The sequence below is a fragment of the Pseudaminobacter soli (ex Li et al. 2025) genome (genome assembly GCF_003012705.1).
GTDB lineage: Bacteria > Pseudomonadota > Alphaproteobacteria > Rhizobiales > Rhizobiaceae > Pseudaminobacter > Pseudaminobacter soli.
The window spans coordinates 127,656-143,005 of the sequence record NZ_PXYL01000005.1 but is presented as its reverse complement, the minus strand read 5'-3'; the positions used below and the strand labels follow the sequence as shown (position 1 = coordinate 143,005).

The 15,350-nt window shown below is 62.6% G+C and carries 21 protein-coding genes; 12 read left to right on the top strand and 9 right to left on the bottom strand.

Annotated elements, in window-relative coordinates:
• Positions 1–2: 2 nt before the first annotated feature.
• From C7I85_RS12320 to C7I85_RS12310, 3 genes are read right to left on the bottom strand one after another with little or no spacing between them, the layout of a single operon-like run.
• Positions 3–836 carry an ABC transporter permease gene (locus C7I85_RS12320; RefSeq protein WP_106724289.1) on the bottom strand — a complete coding sequence of 278 codons (834 nt, stop codon included), beginning with the start codon at positions 834–836 and terminating at the stop codon, positions 3–5.
• A 10-nt stretch (positions 837–846) separates the two neighbouring features.
• Positions 847–1,656 (bottom strand): ABC transporter ATP-binding protein, encoded by an 810-nt coding sequence (locus C7I85_RS12315; protein WP_181257163.1) that lies wholly within the window; start codon positions 1,654–1,656, stop codon positions 847–849.
• 9 nt (positions 1,657–1,665) lie between these two features.
• Positions 1,666–2,463 (bottom strand): creatininase family protein, encoded by a 798-nt coding sequence (locus C7I85_RS12310; RefSeq protein WP_106724288.1) that lies wholly within the window; start codon positions 2,461–2,463, stop codon positions 1,666–1,668.
• Positions 2,464–2,921: 458 nt separating this feature from the next.
• On the opposite strand from C7I85_RS12310, the gene C7I85_RS12305 reads away from it, so the two are divergent.
• The 12 genes from C7I85_RS12305 (at position 2,922) to C7I85_RS12250 (ending at position 12,127) form a co-directional block, all read left to right on the top strand.
• Complete coding sequence (locus C7I85_RS12305) at positions 2,922–4,160, top strand: NAD(P)/FAD-dependent oxidoreductase (protein ID WP_106724287.1); 1,239 nt, start codon at positions 2,922–2,924, stop codon at positions 4,158–4,160.
• A gap of 103 nt (positions 4,161–4,263) precedes the next feature.
• On the top strand, positions 4,264–5,262 hold the full coding sequence (gene denD / locus C7I85_RS12300) for a D-erythronate dehydrogenase (protein WP_106724286.1): 999 nt from the start codon (positions 4,264–4,266) through the stop codon (positions 5,260–5,262).
• Positions 5,259–6,191: an L-threonate dehydrogenase gene (gene ltnD, locus C7I85_RS12295; protein WP_106724285.1), complete on the top strand. Its 933-nt coding sequence runs from the start codon at positions 5,259–5,261 to the stop codon at positions 6,189–6,191. The genes denD and ltnD overlap by 4 nt, the downstream gene beginning before the upstream one ends.
• A gap of 2 nt (positions 6,192–6,193) precedes the next feature.
• Positions 6,194–7,453: a 3-oxo-tetronate kinase gene (gene otnK / locus C7I85_RS12290; RefSeq protein WP_106724284.1), complete on the top strand. Its 1,260-nt coding sequence runs from the start codon at positions 6,194–6,196 to the stop codon at positions 7,451–7,453.
• Positions 7,450–8,100: an aldolase gene (locus tag C7I85_RS12285; protein WP_106724283.1), complete on the top strand. Its 651-nt coding sequence runs from the start codon at positions 7,450–7,452 to the stop codon at positions 8,098–8,100. The genes otnK and C7I85_RS12285 overlap by 4 nt, the downstream gene beginning before the upstream one ends.
• Before the next feature lie 5 nt (positions 8,101–8,105).
• Complete coding sequence (locus C7I85_RS12280; RefSeq protein WP_106724282.1) at positions 8,106–8,873, top strand: hydroxypyruvate isomerase family protein; 768 nt, start codon at positions 8,106–8,108, stop codon at positions 8,871–8,873.
• Positions 8,874–8,901: 28 nt separating this feature from the next.
• Positions 8,902–9,315, top strand: a complete 414-nt coding sequence (locus C7I85_RS12275; protein WP_106724281.1) for a RidA family protein — start codon at positions 8,902–8,904, stop codon at positions 9,313–9,315.
• Between the two features lie 201 nt (positions 9,316–9,516).
• Entirely contained in the window at positions 9,517–10,002 is a 486-nt protein-coding gene (locus C7I85_RS12270) for a hypothetical protein (RefSeq protein WP_106724280.1), read from the top strand.
• Positions 9,993–10,694, top strand: a complete 702-nt coding sequence (locus C7I85_RS12265) for a hypothetical protein (protein WP_146148872.1) — start codon at positions 9,993–9,995, stop codon at positions 10,692–10,694. Before C7I85_RS12270 ends, C7I85_RS12265 begins: the two co-directional genes overlap by 10 nt.
• 73 nt (positions 10,695–10,767) lie before the next feature.
• A complete protein-coding gene (csgH, locus tag C7I85_RS12260; RefSeq protein ID WP_106724278.1) occupies positions 10,768–11,178 on the top strand; it encodes a curli-like amyloid fiber formation chaperone CsgH in 411 nt (136 codons plus the stop codon).
• A 26-nt stretch (positions 11,179–11,204) separates the two neighbouring features.
• On the top strand, positions 11,205–11,807 hold the full coding sequence (locus tag C7I85_RS12255; protein ID WP_146148871.1) for a hypothetical protein: 603 nt from the start codon (positions 11,205–11,207) through the stop codon (positions 11,805–11,807).
• 38 nt (positions 11,808–11,845) lie between these two features.
• Complete coding sequence (locus tag C7I85_RS12250) at positions 11,846–12,127, top strand: curli assembly protein CsgF (RefSeq protein ID WP_106724276.1); 282 nt, start codon at positions 11,846–11,848, stop codon at positions 12,125–12,127.
• Positions 12,128–12,171: 44 nt separating this feature from the next.
• Here C7I85_RS12250 and C7I85_RS12245 read toward each other — a convergent pair whose 3' ends face one another.
• From C7I85_RS12245 to C7I85_RS12220, 6 genes are all read right to left on the bottom strand, one after another.
• Positions 12,172–12,561, bottom strand: coding sequence for a hypothetical protein (locus C7I85_RS12245; RefSeq protein WP_106724275.1), 390 nt, complete (start codon positions 12,559–12,561; stop codon positions 12,172–12,174).
• 550 nt (positions 12,562–13,111) lie between these two features.
• Positions 13,112–14,215: a tyrosine-type recombinase/integrase gene (locus tag C7I85_RS12240; protein ID WP_106724274.1), complete on the bottom strand. Its 1,104-nt coding sequence runs from the start codon at positions 14,213–14,215 to the stop codon at positions 13,112–13,114.
• Between the two features lie 183 nt (positions 14,216–14,398).
• Positions 14,399–14,584: a hypothetical protein gene (locus C7I85_RS12235; protein ID WP_106724273.1), complete on the bottom strand. Its 186-nt coding sequence runs from the start codon at positions 14,582–14,584 to the stop codon at positions 14,399–14,401.
• The gene (locus C7I85_RS12230) at positions 14,581–14,769 is read right to left on the bottom strand and encodes a hypothetical protein (RefSeq protein WP_106724272.1); all 189 of its coding nucleotides are present in this window, start codon (positions 14,767–14,769) and stop codon (positions 14,581–14,583) included. Before C7I85_RS12230 ends, C7I85_RS12235 begins: the two co-directional genes overlap by 4 nt.
• The gene (locus tag C7I85_RS12225; protein WP_106724271.1) at positions 14,762–15,025 is read right to left on the bottom strand and encodes a hypothetical protein; all 264 of its coding nucleotides are present in this window, start codon (positions 15,023–15,025) and stop codon (positions 14,762–14,764) included. The genes C7I85_RS12230 and C7I85_RS12225 overlap by 8 nt, the downstream gene beginning before the upstream one ends.
• Positions 15,015–15,350 (bottom strand): hypothetical protein, encoded by a 336-nt coding sequence (locus tag C7I85_RS12220; protein ID WP_106724270.1) that lies wholly within the window; start codon positions 15,348–15,350, stop codon positions 15,015–15,017. Before C7I85_RS12220 ends, C7I85_RS12225 begins: the two co-directional genes overlap by 11 nt.

Genomic DNA, 15,350 nt, shown 5'->3' with positions numbered 1-15,350 from the left:
GCTCAGGACTCCCGACGGATTTCGCTCTCGTGCCAGCGGCCGAGGACGGCGCGCGACAGCCAGCTGGTCGCCAGGAAGATCACGATGCCCAGCACCGACACCAGCAACAGCGCGGCGAACATGCGCGGGATCTCGTTGCGGAAGCTCGATTCCAGGATACGCGAGGCAAGGCCGGTGCTCTGGCCGGCGGTGCCGGCGACGAACTCGGCAACCACCGCGCCGATCAGCGACAGGCCGCCGGCGATCTTCAGCGCTGCCATGAAATAGGGCAGGGCGCTCGGGGCCAGCAGATAGCGCAGGCGCTGCAGCGGCGTTGCCTGATAGAGCTTGAACAGGTCGCGCAGATTGTGGTCGGCGCTGCGCAGGCCGATCACCGTGTTCGACAGGATCGGGAAGAAGGCGACGATCCAGGCGCAGATCAGGAGGGCGGTGAAGGTGTCGCGCACATAGATGAGGATCAGCGGCGCGATCGCCACCACCGGCGTCACCTGCAGGATGACCGCGAAGGGGAAGAAGCTCATCTCGACCGTGCGCGACAGCGCAAAGATCATGCCCAAGAGCACGCCGCCGACGATGGCGCATGTGAGCGACAGCATGGTCAGCTTGATCGTGAAGAGCATGGAGCTCATCAGCGACGGGCCGTCCTTGATGAGCGTTTCGGCGACCAACGAGGGCGCCGGGATCAGGTAGTGCGGAACCTCGTAGTAGCGAACCAGGCCTTCCCAGACGAGAAGCGCAATCGCGATCGCCAGGGTCGGCATGATGACGGCCTTGCGCCGCTCGATGCGGGCGCGGCGGTTCTGCTCTGAATTGAGGATGGGGGTCTCGGTGCTCATGGCCAAGCCTTCAATGATCGATGTCGTCGGTGCCGAGCGTCTCGTTCAGCGCGTCGGACACGATTTGGCAGCTGTCGGTGTATTCCTTGGTCGTGCGGAAGTTTTCCGCGCGCGGATAGGCGCCGGGGACGGCAATGTCGGCGACGACCCGGCCCGGCCGGGCAGCCATTACCACCACGCGGTTCGACAGGTAGACGGACTCGTAGACGCTGTGGGTGACGAAGATCACCGTCAGCCCATGTTCCTGCCACAGCCGCAACACGTCGTTGTTGAGCTTGAAGCGCGTCATCTCGTCGAGTGCGGCGAACGGCTCATCCATCAAGAGCAGGCGCGGGCGCGTCACCAGCGCGCGGGCGATGGAAACGCGCATCTTCATGCCGCCCGACAGCTCGCGCGGATAGGCCTTGGCGAACTTGCTCAAGCCCACCTGCGCCAGCACCTCCTCGATGCGCGGCGCGGCGTCTTTGCGCGACATGCCGCTCAGGCGCAGGGGCAGATAGACGTTTTCGAACACGGTCGCCCAGGGCATCAGCGTCGGCTCCTGGAAGACGAAGCCGATGTCGTGCGGGCCGCTGCCATTGCCGGGCGCATGGCCGTTGACGTGGATCTTGCCGGCCGAAACCTCGGAGAGGCCGGCGATCATGCGTAGTGCTGTGCTCTTGCCGCAGCCCGAGGGTCCGAGGAAGCTGACGAACTGACCTTGCTCGATGGTCAGCGACATGTCGCGGACCGCGACGACGCCGGTGCCGTATTGCTTGTAGACGTTCTCGATCTCGATCAGCGGCTGCGCCGACGCGGAAGGAGTAGCGACCATGTTCATTCTTTCACCTCACCAGGCGGGGCTGTTGTCGAGCCAGGACAGCGGTGCGCGCTCGACCTCGGCCAGGAGTTCGACAAGGCGGTCGGCGGCGAAGTCGATGGTCTTGCGGCCCTTCTCGGCCGTCGCCGCCGCGGCGTTGCCGGCCGCGCCAAATGGATTGATGTCCTGGATCTGCCAGCCGGGCTTGGCGCCGGAAAGCGAGATGTGCTGGAAGTCCCGGGCGAAGGTCTCGGTGAGCGTGGCGAAATTCTGCGCCTTGCTCATGTTGACCAGGTCGGGATGCAGCTCGAGCATGACCGAGGTTTCCATGTCGCCGGCATGAATACCGTGGCGCATCTCATGGTCGGTGTAGACGCCTTCCGGCATGCCCAGGCCGAACCAGTTGACCGAAAACACCATCATGTTGTGCTTGATGCGCAGCTCGCGGGCGACGATGTCCATGGTGCTGATCTGCCCGCCATGGCTGTTGAGAAGCACAAGCTTCTTCACGCCGCTGGCGGCCACGCAGTCGCCGATCTCGCACCACATGGCGATCAGGGTCTGCGCCGAAAACGTCAGCGTGCCGGGATAGCGGCCGTGCTCATTGCTCTTGCCGATCGGCTGCGTTGGGAGGAACAGCGCCTTGCTCGATTCGGGCAGGCGCTCGACCGTTGCCGCGACAATGCCGCTGGCGATTGCCGCATCGACCGACAGCGGCAAATGAGGGCCGTGCTGCTCGGTGGCGCCGACGGGCAGAACCGCCACGATCTTTTCGCGGTCGAGCCGGGAAAATTCCTCGCTCGTGTAATCGGACCAGTATCTCTTCACGTTGCCAATCCCTCCCTCTCGATCGGTGGCGCGTCGCCGCGTCAGTGCCCGCGAAGGCATCCGCCGGATGGATATGCACGAACCATCCCAGGCGCTGCCTTTTCGCCCTCAGCCGAGGGCGGCGAAAATTCTGGAAGTCCGGAACAGTCCGGCGAAAGGCGAGCTGAGGTGATGCGCGGTGACGCGTTTTCCCGCTCGTCTCATCGTTGATCCCCTCCCGATTTCGCCCGGACCTGCCGGCGACATCGGCGTACTACTAACCGATCTGACCGATCGGTCAAACTAATTGTTTAAATCCCTGTGGAGATATGCAACAAAATTGCGAGCCGTTCGAGTCGGGGGAGTTTTTGCGCGCGTTTTTCGCGTGCGGACCGGAGAGCGGAGTTGTCTTGCGAGAGCATTTCGATCGCGCAAGGCGCGGCCGACTGGCGTCGGACGGTGGAGTATGTGGAGGGGACATGGGCGATAGATGCATCATCGTCGGCGCGGGGCACGCCGGCTCCCAGGCCGCGGTCAGCCTTCGTCAGGAAGGCTACGCGGGGGATATCGTCCTGATCAATGACGAGACGGATCTTCCTTATCACAAGCCGCCGCTTTCCAAGTCCTACCTGAAATCCCCCGACTCGGGCGGCCTCGTGCTGCGCCCCGAAGCCGTCTATCGCGACAATGCAATCGAGCTGATGCTTGGCGCTCGTGTCGAGAAGATCCGCCTCGACGACCGCAGGCTCGTGCTTGCCGATGGACAGGAACTCGACTGGACGCATCTTATTCTCGCGACCGGCGCGCGGGCACGAATTCCGGATCTGCCGGGCGTCGACCTCGACGGCGTCGTCACGCTGCGCAACATGGACGATGCGCGCCGCATCCGCGAAATGATGCCCGAGGTGCTGAACGTAGTCATCGTCGGTGGCGGCTTCATCGGCATGGAAATGGCGCATAGCTGCCTGGCAATGCGCAAGGTCACGACGCTGATCGAGGCCGGCCCTCGCGTGCTCGCGCGATCGGTGGCGCCGATGGTGTCCGCCCATGTCGAGAAGCGGAGCCGTGCCGCCGGCATCGACATCTTCACCGGTGTGCAGCTTGCCGTCATCGAAGGCGAGGGCGGGCGTGTAAAGGCGGTCGCAACTGCCGATGGTCGCAAGTTCGAGGCCGACATGGTGGTTCTGGGCATCGGCGCGGTGCCCAATGTCGAACTCGCCGCGGAAGCCGGCCTGCTGGTCGATAACGGCGTCGTCGTCGACGGGCACATGCGCAGCTCGGCGCCGCATGTCTACGCGATCGGCGATTGCGTGAGCTACGACCATCATCAGGTGGGCCGGCGCGTGCGGCTGGAATCGGTCCAGAACGCGACCGACCAGGCAAAGCATGTCGCGCGCTCCATCCTTGGACGCTCCGACGCTTACGCCGAAGTCGCATGGTTCTGGTCCGATCAGGGGGACATGAAGCTGCAGACAGCAGGTCTCTCGCTCGACGCCAACCATTGCGTGGTCTCCGGCAATCCGGAGGAGAACGCTTTCTCGGTCTTTCATTTCCAGGGCGCGCGCCTCGTGGCCGTGGACTCCATCAACAAGCCGTCCGACCATATGATCGCGCGCCGGCTACTGGCGGCCGGGCTGAGCCCGAGCGAAGCCGACATTGCAGCAGGGCAGCAGCATCTGAAGCAGCTGGCGAGCGGGAAGGGGATGGTGCCGGCCTGAGGCCGGGCTTTTCATCCAATATCATATTCAGTCGAGGGCGGGCAGCGAACAGGCAGCCCGCCTTCGACCCAAGCGTAAAACTCTGGTTCGGGATCAGGACAAAATGGTTCACTGTCTCATCATCGGCGCGGCCGGCATGCTCGGCGCGGGGCTGGCCAAGCGCCTCATCGAGGACGGCGCGATTGCCGGCAAGGCCGTTTCGCGGCTGACGCTTTTCGACATCGCGGTGCCGAGCACGCTACCCGAGGGTGGCAAGGTCGTGGTCGAGTTCGAGGCCGGCGACATCTCCTCGCCCGAGACTGCCGAGCGCCTCGTGGCGACGCGTCCCGATGTGATCTTCCACCTCGCGGCCATCGTGTCGGGCGAAGCGGAACGCGATTTCGACAAGGGCTACCGCATCAATCTCGACGGCACGCGGCATCTGTTCGACGCGGTGCGCAAAGCGCATGAGGCGGACGGTTATTATCCGCGCGTGGTCTTCACCTCGTCGCTGGCCGTCTTCGGCTCGCCGCTGCCTGATGTCATCGACGACGACTACATCATCACGCCGCGCTCGAGCTACGGCACGCAGAAGGCGATCGGCGAACTGCTTCTGGCCGACTACAGCCGCCGCGGCTTCTTCGACGGCATCGGCATCCGCCTGCCCACCATCTGCATTCGCCCCGGCAAGCCCAATGCGGCGGCCTCGGGCTTCTTTTCCAACATCCTGCGCGAGCCGCTGGCGGGCCTGCCTGCCACGCTGCCTGTGGAGCCGTCCGTGCGGCACTGGTTCGCCAGCCCGCGCGCGGCCATCGGCTTCATCGCGCATGCCGCGGCGGTGGATGGCGCGCTGCTCAAGGAGCGCCGCAACATGACCATGCCAGGCGTTTCGGCGACCGTGGCCGACGAGATCGAGGCGTTGCGCGCCATCGCGGGCGACGACGCGGTGAAGCTCATCCGTCAGGAAATCGACCCGGCAATCGTCGCGATCATCTCGACCTGGCCGAAGGCCTTTGAGGCCAGCCAGGCTGAAAAGCTCGGCTTCAAGGCCGATCAGTCCTTCGAGGCGATCATCCAGGCCTATCTTGAGGACTATGCGCCCAAGGCGGAGAAGCAGGCATGAGCGCCGAACCCTCCGCCAAGCCCGGCCGGCATTTTCTGCTCATCGGCCTCGGAGCCATGGGCTATGGCATGGGCCAGTCGCTGCTCCGTAGTGGTCTCGCCGTCGATGGCTTCGACCTCAATGCCGACGCCCAGATGCGTTTCCGGGCCGAGGCCGGCCTTGACCGTGACCTTGACCAGGCGAGTGCCGAAGCCGATGGCGCCATTCTGGTCGTCGTCAACGCGGCTCAGACGGAAGATGCGCTGTTCGGCGCGCGCGGCTTGGCCGAGAAGTTGAAGCCGGGCGCGGTCGTCATCAGCTGCGCGACCATCGACGCGCAGAAGGCGGTCGAGTTCGAAACCCGCCTTGCCGAGAAGGGCATACTCTATCTGGACGCGCCGATTTCCGGCGGTTCGGCGCGCGCCGCAAAGGGCCAGCTCAGCATCATGGCATCCGGCACGCCCGATGCCTTCGCGCGCTCCCAGCCGGCGCTCGATGCCATGGCCCAGACCGTCTTCCGCCTGGGCGACCGCGCCGGGCCGGGCTCGGCGATGAAGAGCGTCAATCAGTTGCTCGCCGGCATTCATATCGCCGCCGCCGCCGAGGCCTTCGCCTTCGGCCTCGCGCAAGGCGTCGACGCCGACCAGATCATGCAGGTGATCCCGCATTGCGCCGGCTCGTCGTGGATGTTCGAAAACCGTGGGCCCTACATCGCCGATGGCGACTACCGGCCGCATTCGGCCGTCGACATTTTCGTCAAGGACCTGGGCATCGTCACCGGCGCGGCGAAAGAAACCTCGCTTGAGCTGCCGGTCGCGCAGGCCGCACTTGCCCGCTTCAGGGCCGCGTCCGAGGCCGGCCTTGGCCGCGAGGGCGACGTGGCGGTGGTCAAGCTCTATGCGGAGACAAGCGGCATCAGCCTTCCCGCGAAACGTTACAAGGAGAGCTGATCATGCTGCTCGGCTGTATTGGTGACGATTTCACCGGCTCGTCGGACCTTGCCAACACGCTGGTCAAGGGCGGCATGGCGACGACACAATATTGCGGCATTCCGCAAGGCAAGGCCGATGCGGATGTGGAAGCGGGCGTCGTTGCGCTGAAGACGCGCAGCGTGCCGGTGGAAGAAGCCGTGACGCAGTCGCTGCAGGCGCTGGAGTGGCTCAAGGAACAGGGCTGCCGCCAGTTCTTCTTCAAATATTGCTCGACCTTCGATTCCACCAAGGCCGGCAATATCGGCCCGGTGGCCGAGGCGCTCAGCAAGGCGCTGGGGGCGAGCCAGGTCATCGTCTGCCCGGCTTTTCCGGGAGCGGGTCGCACCATCTATCAGGGCCATCTCTTCGTCGGCGACCGGCTGCTGAACGAGTCCGGCATGGAGGCTCATCCGCTGACGCCGATGACCGACCCCGACATTCGCCGCTGGCTGCAATATCAGACCGCGCTTTCCGTGGGACTTGTGCCGTTTTCCGATGTCCGCCGTGGCGCCGAGGCAATCGCCGAAGCGATGCGGCGGCAGGACCAGGCAGGCCACAAGCTTCTGGTGGTCGATGCGCTGCAGAACGAAGACCTGTTCGCAATCGGCGAGGCGGCCGCCGACCTGCCGCTGATCACCGGCGGCTCGGGCGTGGCACTCGGCCTGCCGGAAAATTTCCGCCGCAAGGGGCTGATCGGCAATCGCCAGGTGGCATGGCAGGGCATCGACGGACCGGGCGCCGTGCTTTCGGGCTCCTGCTCGCGCGCCACGCGCGGCCAGGTGGCGCACTATCGTGCCAATCACCCAGCTCTCGAGATCGACGCTGATGCGCTGATGGCCGGCGACATGACGGTGGCGAAGGCATCCGCCTGGCTGGCAGAAAATCTGGCCGCAGAGCCGCTGGTGTTTTCCTCCGCCGAGCCGGAAGTGGTCGGCAAGGCGCAGCAGAAATACGGGCTTGGCGAACTCGCCCACAGGATCGAGACCTTCTTTGCCGAGCTTGCCGCCGAAGCGCGGCGGCATGGAGTCAGGCGTCTGGTGTCGGCCGGCGGCGAGACTTCTGGCGCGGTCGTGCAGGGGCTTGCCTGCGAGGCGTTGCAGGTCGGTCCCGAGATCGATCCGGGGGTTCCCATGTTGCGCGTTGGCGGGCAGGATTTCGGCCTGGCGCTCAAATCGGGTAATTTCGGCGCCGAGGACTTTTTTGCCAAGGCGCTGGGCATGCTCAAGGGAACAGCAGGGTGAGCGAAGAAGCGAAGCTGCGCGAGACGATCTGCCGGATGGCGCGCTCGATCTTCGAGCGCGGCCTGACCGGCGGTGCGTCCGGCAACATTTCCGCGCGCCTCTCCGACGGTCGGCTTCTGGTGACGCCCACCGGCTCCTCCTTCGGCGATCTCGATCCGGCGCGGCTGTCGCTGATCGACGAGACCGGCAGGCTGGTCGGCGGCGATGCGCCGACCAAGGAAATGCCGCTGCATTCCGCCTTCTACGATACACGCGGGGCGAAATCCGGCGCCATCGTCCATCTCCACTCCACCCATTCGGTGGCGCTGTCCATGCTGCCGGAAACCGACCCGGACAATGTGCTGCCGCCGTTGACACCCTATTCCATCATGCGGCTCGGCAAGGTGAAGCTGCTGCCGTATTTCCGGCCGGGCGATGCTGCCATCGGCGACGCGATCCGCGGCCTTGCGGGCAAGCGCAGCGCCGTGCTTCTGGCCAATCACGGGCCGGTGGTCGCCGCCAAGGATCTGGAAGCCGCGGTCTATGCCATGGAAGAGCTGGAAGAGACGGCGCGGCTTGCGCTGCTCACGCGCGGCATGAAGCCAAAAATGCTGACGCCCGAACAGGTTCGCGATGTCGTGGACCATTTCAACATCGAGTGGGATTGAACATCATGGCCCTTTCGTATTCTGCCAATCTCGGCTTCCTCTGGACCGAGCTTGCGCTTCCCGATGCCGTGCGCGCGGCGGCCAAGGCCGGCTTCGACGCGGTCGAGCTGCACTGGCCTTATGCCGTCGAGCCGTCGCTGCTGAAGCAGGCATTGGCCGAGAGCGGCCTGCCGGTTCTGGGGCTGAACACCTCGAAGGGCAATGTCGACGCCGGCGAGTTCGGGCTTTCCGCCTTGCCAGGGCGCGGGGACGATGCACGCGCTGCAATTGACCAGGCGCTCGCCTATGCGACCGCGATCGGCGCCACCGCGATCCACGTCATGGCCGGCAAGACGAATGCGCTGGAAGCGCGCGACACCTTCGTTGCCAATCTGCGTTATGCGGCCGACCGGGCCGCGCCAGCCGGCATCACCATCCTGCTGGAGCCGCTCAATCTCCACGACGTGCCGGGTTATTTCCTGCACGACAACGCCACGGCCGCATCGATCATCGAAGAGGCCGGGCGCGACAACATCCGCATCATGTTCGACTGCTACCATGTCGGCCGTTCCGGCAAATCCATTCTGGAAGAATTCGACGCGCATCGTGAGCGGATCGGCCATGTGCAATTCGCTGCCGTGCCGGATCGTGGCGAGCCCGATGCCGGCGAGGTCGATTTTGCGACCGTGCTGCCCGAGCTGGCCGCGCGCGGCCATGCCGGGCATTTTGGTGCCGAATACAAGCCGCGCCGCTCGACCGACGAAGGGCTGGGCTGGCTCGCCGCCTGGCGCTGAATTCAATCCATTTCTCCGGAGGCATGCCATGACCGATCGCGCTTCGAACCTCGACCATCTCGTGCCGGATACCATGCCGGCGCCCTTTGCCGCCTACAGCCACGGCGTGGTGGTTCGGACCGGATCTGACATGGTCTTCTGTTCCGGCCAGCTCGGCATCGGCCCTAATGCGCATGTGCCCGAGGATGCCGCGGCCCAGGCCGAGCTCTGCTTCGAGAATGTGCGCTCGATCCTCACCGCCTGCGGCATGAGCTTTGCCGACGTGGTGCGCATCAATGCCTTCGTCACCGACCGCGCCTATATGCGCCCCTATATGGACGTGCGCGACCGGCTGTTCCCGCAGCCGGCGCCGGCCTCGACGCTGATGATCGTGTCGGGCTTCACGCGCGAGGAATTCAAGGTTGAGGTGGAAGTCATCGCTGCACGGCCGGCCAAGGCTTAGCTAACCCAGCCGCTGGCGCATCATGCAGGCAAGTCTGTAGTAAAGAACTCGCGCGGCTGTCCGGCATATGATAAGCGACAGCTCAGATTGAAACTTTACTTGTGGCATGATGCATTCGAGCAGATCTCGCGGACTGGCAGGTCTTCGTCCCTGCTTTGAACCATTTTGGCGCGAGAAGCTCAACCAAGCCGGCGTCAAGCAATGAGCGCGCCGGCGTCGCTGCCCAGCTCGGTTCTGGATACTTCGGGCCTGCCCACCAAGGCGGCGATCTCCGCTTGGCAGGAGAGCGTCAGCGTGATGTTCGACGTCAGGCCGCGCCAGACGTCCGATGACGCCTTCCACGCCCGCGTCGAAGCCTTCATGGTCGGCCAGCTCGCGCTTGGCGCCTGCAGCTCGAACGCGCAATCCTTCGACCGCTCCCGGCGCCGGATCGAGCGCGACGATCTCGATCACATCGTCCTCCAGTTCTACATGCGAGGAAGCTGCGGCCGCCGCGATGGCAGCGCCGACGAGAAGACGAACCCCGGAGATCTCTGGATTTCGGATCTGGCCATGCCGCTGGCCACGGGCGTGACCGATTTCGACAACGTCAACCTGGTCGTACCCCGTCGCCTGCTGGCGCCGCAGCTGAAGATGCCGGAGGGGCATCATATGAGCATCCTTCCCGGGGTACCGCTTTGGATGTGAAGACAAACTCACCGGCTACTTTGTCGGCTGCAGCAATCGTCCAGTCGGGTAACCACAACACTGCAACCAATATTCAGGGTGGCTCGGTCCCGGCCGGTTCGTTGTTGGGCGTCAACTTCAACCTGCCGGGTCCGGCAGCGGGGTCGCTGGCTGGAATCGCCCAGTTCGGCGACGAAAACGTTGCGGGAACCGTTCAGATCGCCTCGATCGGCGCTCTGGCCGGCACGGTTCAGATCGGTGATCTGAACGAGGCCGGCACCGTACAGACTGGTGTAGCAGCAGCCGCTGCTGCGACCGTTCAGAACGGCAACCACAACAAGGCCGGTACCGCGCAGACGACCGCAATCGGCACCACCGCGCTGACGATCCAGAACGGCCACGACAACGTCGCCGCCACCTCGCAGACCGGCATGGGCAGCTCCTCGCTGATCCTGCAGAATGCAAGCAACTCCGTCGCTGGCGTGCTGCAGACCGGCACGTCGCATAGCTCGGCCGTCATCCAGAGCGGTGATTACAGCTTCGCCTATGTCGATCAGAGCGGTTCGTCGAACAACTCGCTGATCCTGCAGAACGGCACGGGCGGCGGTGCGTCGGCCAATATAGCCTCGGTCAAGCAGAGTGGCTCCGGCCAGAACTCGCTGGTCCTGCAGCAGGGTCGCGGCAACATAGCTTCCGTGGTTCAGAGCAACTAAGTCGAACGACGGTTGGCGGGGCGCGCGCATCAAGCGCGCCCCGCATCTCTCCAGGCAAGAGCGGGAGCAGGGCATGTCCATCAAGCCGCATTTCTTCGCAGCTCTCGCGCCTGTTCTTTTGTCTACTGCAAGCGAAGCTTCGATGAGCGACCAGGTCATTTCTGGTGAAATCCTAGACAATCGCATCACTGCATGCGGTGTCAGTATCGATGACGGTCAGATGGCAACTCTCAGGCCGTTCATCGAAACTTCGGCGAACATTTCAGGCATTTTTCGCGTCAGCGTGACGAAGAGATCGGTGTCTGGAACGAGCATGATGAATCAGGACAACGCGTTTTCGGCTGGAAGCCTGGGGAACGTGCGTCTGGTTGTCGACCGTCCCTCGAAACTGTCGATCCAGATGATTGTCAATGACGCGGACGGAAGGGCGCTTTGCCGGCTTGCCGCTGAGATAGATCTGAAGCCGGCAGAAGTACGCACGTAAGCATCACAAGACGGGAGTGGGAGATCATGATGATCGGACGGGCCGTGAAAGTAGCAAAGGCGCTCGCAACGGGCGCTGCCCTTTTGGTCCTGTCGGCCGGCAGTGGCTCGGCGCAACAGTTCGAGACGTTGACCTTCGAGACCAATCAGGCAGACGTCAACGCGTTAATCGAGCCTATCAGGCCGCTGATAGCGGGGAATGCACAGTCGACGACCTCCATCACGCAGATCGGCGAGATGAACCAGGCCAATTCGGGCATCGTCGGACGCGGTAGCTTGTCGGTGATCCAGCAATCGGGAAGCAACAATCGAGCTGTCCAGTCGATCGAGGGGAACAATTCGGCGCTACTGCTCGTCCAGGGCGGCACCAACAACAACGTGCTTCAGGCGAGCCGCGGCGATCGCAATTTCCAGTTGGTCGGCGTATCGGGCAACAATAACGATGTTGCCTACATCCAGGCGGGAAATGATCTGGCCGGCGCTCTCGACGTTCGCGACTCGCAGAATTCGACCGTGCTCGCACTGCAGACCGCTCAGTCAGGACGCTATCTCATGCCGTCTGGCCTGAGGGGACTCGAAAACAAGATCGTTGTAGTCGTCCCTGGACGCATGTACGTATTGAACAAGTAGGAAGCGAGACTGAAAAGCGCCCTGAAAGAGGATCAAGCATGAAATCATATCGCGCATTGTTGGCGTTTACTGCAATCTCGCTGCTTGGTGCGACAGCTCTCGCGCCGGCGTCCGAGCTCGTCTATCGCCCTATAAATCCCTCCTTCGGTGGTGACCCGTTGAACGGCAACTGGCTTCTGTCGCAGGCCACGGCACAGACCAAAGGTGGCGGATCTCCGGGCTTCACGATCGACTTCCCGGACTTTGGTGGAATTCCGCAGGAGCCCGGTGACGGGACAGGGCTCCCACCTGTAACCCCCGGGAACAATGGAACACCATAACCAGAAGGCCGGCGCTAGACGCCGGCTTTCTTGTCTGTCAGCGCTCAGCGCTGGCTGATGATCGCGGTGTTGTTACGGCCCTGCTGGAAGATCATGGCCTGATGTCCGTTCCCGACCTGGTGGATCGCTGCGTTGTTGTTGTACCCGATCTGCCTGATCAGGCCGACATTGCTTGAGCCCTGCTGATCAACCGAAGCGTTGTTGAATTCGCCCTCCTGCCAAACCAGCGCAAGGTTCGACGGGCCAGGATTGAGTTGTGGCAACTGCTGGGCGATCTGCATCAAAGGCGCCACGATGGCTGCAGTGTCCATTTTCGAGAATCCGGCACCATCCAGCTGATTGATGTATACGGAAGAGCTCAAGTCAAGTGGAGATGCAATAGATGCCGAAGAGAAAGAAAGTACAAAAGCAAAAGAAGTCAAAATGTGTTTCATAGTTGCGCCCCCGCGTTTTCGTTATGTGGCACTTATAAGGGCGCGCGCAGAAATTATCGGTGAAGGAACGCAGTGTATTTCGGCAAAATAGTTCCTATAGAAATTTTCATTCTATCGCAATGTTTCGTTAACTATATAGCTGCCCAACCAAGCTGGACGCAAGGAACTCAAATTTCTGTTGCTTTGATAAGGATCGATAGTCCGGTCGGCTCTCGGACAGCGATATGCCCTAATCTGGCCCTGCAACCTTGGCGCCGACTCTCAGATCCCAAAGTGGCGACGTTGCTCCGTGGAATTTCTTTGATTCCATCCCGATGGAGAAGCCTTCGCTGTCATTGACATAACGATCTCCGCGCTTGAAGCGATCACAAGGGCGCGTGCCTGTCGCGGATTTGCTCATTGAACGGAATTGAGGGAGTTTGCCGCCTGCGCCATTGAGGACCGGAGGAGGGGGACGCAACCGCAAACAAGGAGGATAGCGGCCCAACTGGCGCACCCGACAGGATTCGAACCTGTGACCTCTGCCTTCGGAGGGGAGAGGTCGAAACGGCTATTTCTTCTTTGTTTTCTTGTCGTTATCGTTACCTCCGCCAAGCGCTTGTACGCGTCCTGTACGGAGAGCCTCTTGTACCTTGTCCGTCGCGTTCTCGTCATGCATGTAGGTTTTCTGCATCAGCGCGCGGTCTGACCAGCGTCCAGCCTTTGCCACTGTGGCGGCGTCGAGCTTGTGCCTGACGAGCATTTCCGTAGCGAAGCCATGGCGCCCGGCGGCGTGCGGCATGATCTCTTCGATGCCGGCTTTCTTGCACGCGGTCTTCCATGCCTTGTAGACGCCGTCCTTAGCCTGATAGCCGAACACGCGATGTTCCTTCGGCCGCGTCTTGCCATGCGGGCCCTTGCGCGGTCGCCTTGGCTTGAGGTTCGCCAGTTCGATAACGAGGTCCATGGAGATCGTCACCCATTGGGCTTCAGTCCCCTTGGCCTCTGGCATCCAGACTTGCGCGTTCTGCAGATCCAGATCAGCCGGGGTAATAGCGGCGGCCTGACTGATGCGGGCGCCCGTCTCGAACATGAATAGCGCCATGGCCCCGAGGTACGGGTTCGCCTTCGCGCGGAATGCGAGAATCCATTCCCATGATCCGGGGGTTTTCTCGACGCGGCTTGACTTTCCTCTTGCTCGATCCTGATCCAGCCGCTCCTGCTTGGAATAGGTTGTGACCCTGATCGGCGGGCATTTGCCGAGGCGGTGCGCATTGTTGATGACGGCTCTGACCGGTGTCACGACATGGCGCTGCCAGGAATCGGTCGAGCTGTTCGGGTAGAGCTTTGGCCCTAGGTTGCTAACCTCCTGCGGGGTTATCTTCGCAACTGGCCTGTCCCCGATCAGCGGAACGATTTTCAACAGGTCTGCTGCCTCCAGCGTACCTGCCGGATACAGCAATACGGCCTCCGAAAACGTTATGGCCTGCTCTTCGCCAATGTAATGACGTTTGAACTCTTGCTCTTCGAATCGTGCGATTTCGCGGTAGGCTTCGCCTTTGTCTGCCGCTGAAGGTATGCCAGAGCTTTGTCGGTAGTATTTGCCGCCCGGTATCCTGTCGATCCGGCCCTTGAACCACCACCATCCATTTCGCTCGTAGAGTTCGAGTGGCACTGTGATGGCTCCTGAAAAATAGTGTCGATGTGCTCGGGCATGATTATCATCGTTTTCCCGAACATTCGGCAAGCACCCGCCTTGCGCGCGGTATGGCGAAGGGCGCGGGCGGATATGGATATGCCGCGCTGTGCGAACTCGGCAACCCATTCCTCTGGGGTTCTGCCTATGTCGAGAATGGCGCTATTGGTCATCCGGCGCCTCCCGCGTCATGCGACCATTGATGCGATCACACCAATCGAGATACGCCCATCGGTCAGCCAGCGGCGAGCGTTCGCGGCAGGAGTTCGCGTCTATCTCTCGGTCTGTCGTGCGGTTGATCCGGTCGATGAACGCGCGGTATGCCTCAAAGTCGGTCGTGTCCCTCATTCCCGCCCCTCCGCCTGTAGGGCTGCGCGGCCGGCTGGGGTGATGCGGTAGTTGGGGCCGCGCGTGCAAAGGCCTCGGTCGGCCAGAAACTCCAGTGCCGCTGACATTGCCGCGCCCCATGGCAATTCGGGGCCGCCGTCCATCATTCTCAGGACTTCGATTTCGTATTCGCACAGCTTAGGCATCACGCCCTCCTGCTTCGAGAGCGCGGAGAGCCGCGATGCTGCGCGCGCGTCGTTCTGGCGAAAGCGTGTGGTCGCCAGCCCAATAGGTCGAATCGCGTCCGCCTTTGGACGTGTAGATGACCTTGGTGCCGGCATCATTGACCCGGATAGACGCATAGAAGCGGTCAGGCTTAAACAGAGCAATCTCAACCAAGATGTCTGTTTTGTTGCACGGCTTCGTCAGCCCCTCCAGTCTCGCAATAAGGTCAGAGGTCATTGGTGGCTCCTTCGGCTTTGGAGATGGCGGCGCGCACCACTTGCAGAACGCGCTCCTGCTCTTTGTCTGCGGGTGGAACCTGATAGAGCTCGCCTTCCGCCTCTTTCAGCGCCGCCAGCATGTCCGCTGCGGCATCACGAATGCGCTGGTCGCGTGCAAATGCCGCACGGCTGTTCGCAAAGAAGCGCCTGAACTCGTCGCGATCGTGCGTGCATTCCTCGTTCGGGCAGAAATCCTCCCAGACTGGAGCGCCAGTGTTCTCGCGTGGGGTACCGCATGACGGGCAAAGCCTCGGAGCATGCTTGTTGTTCGGTTCGGTCCCCAT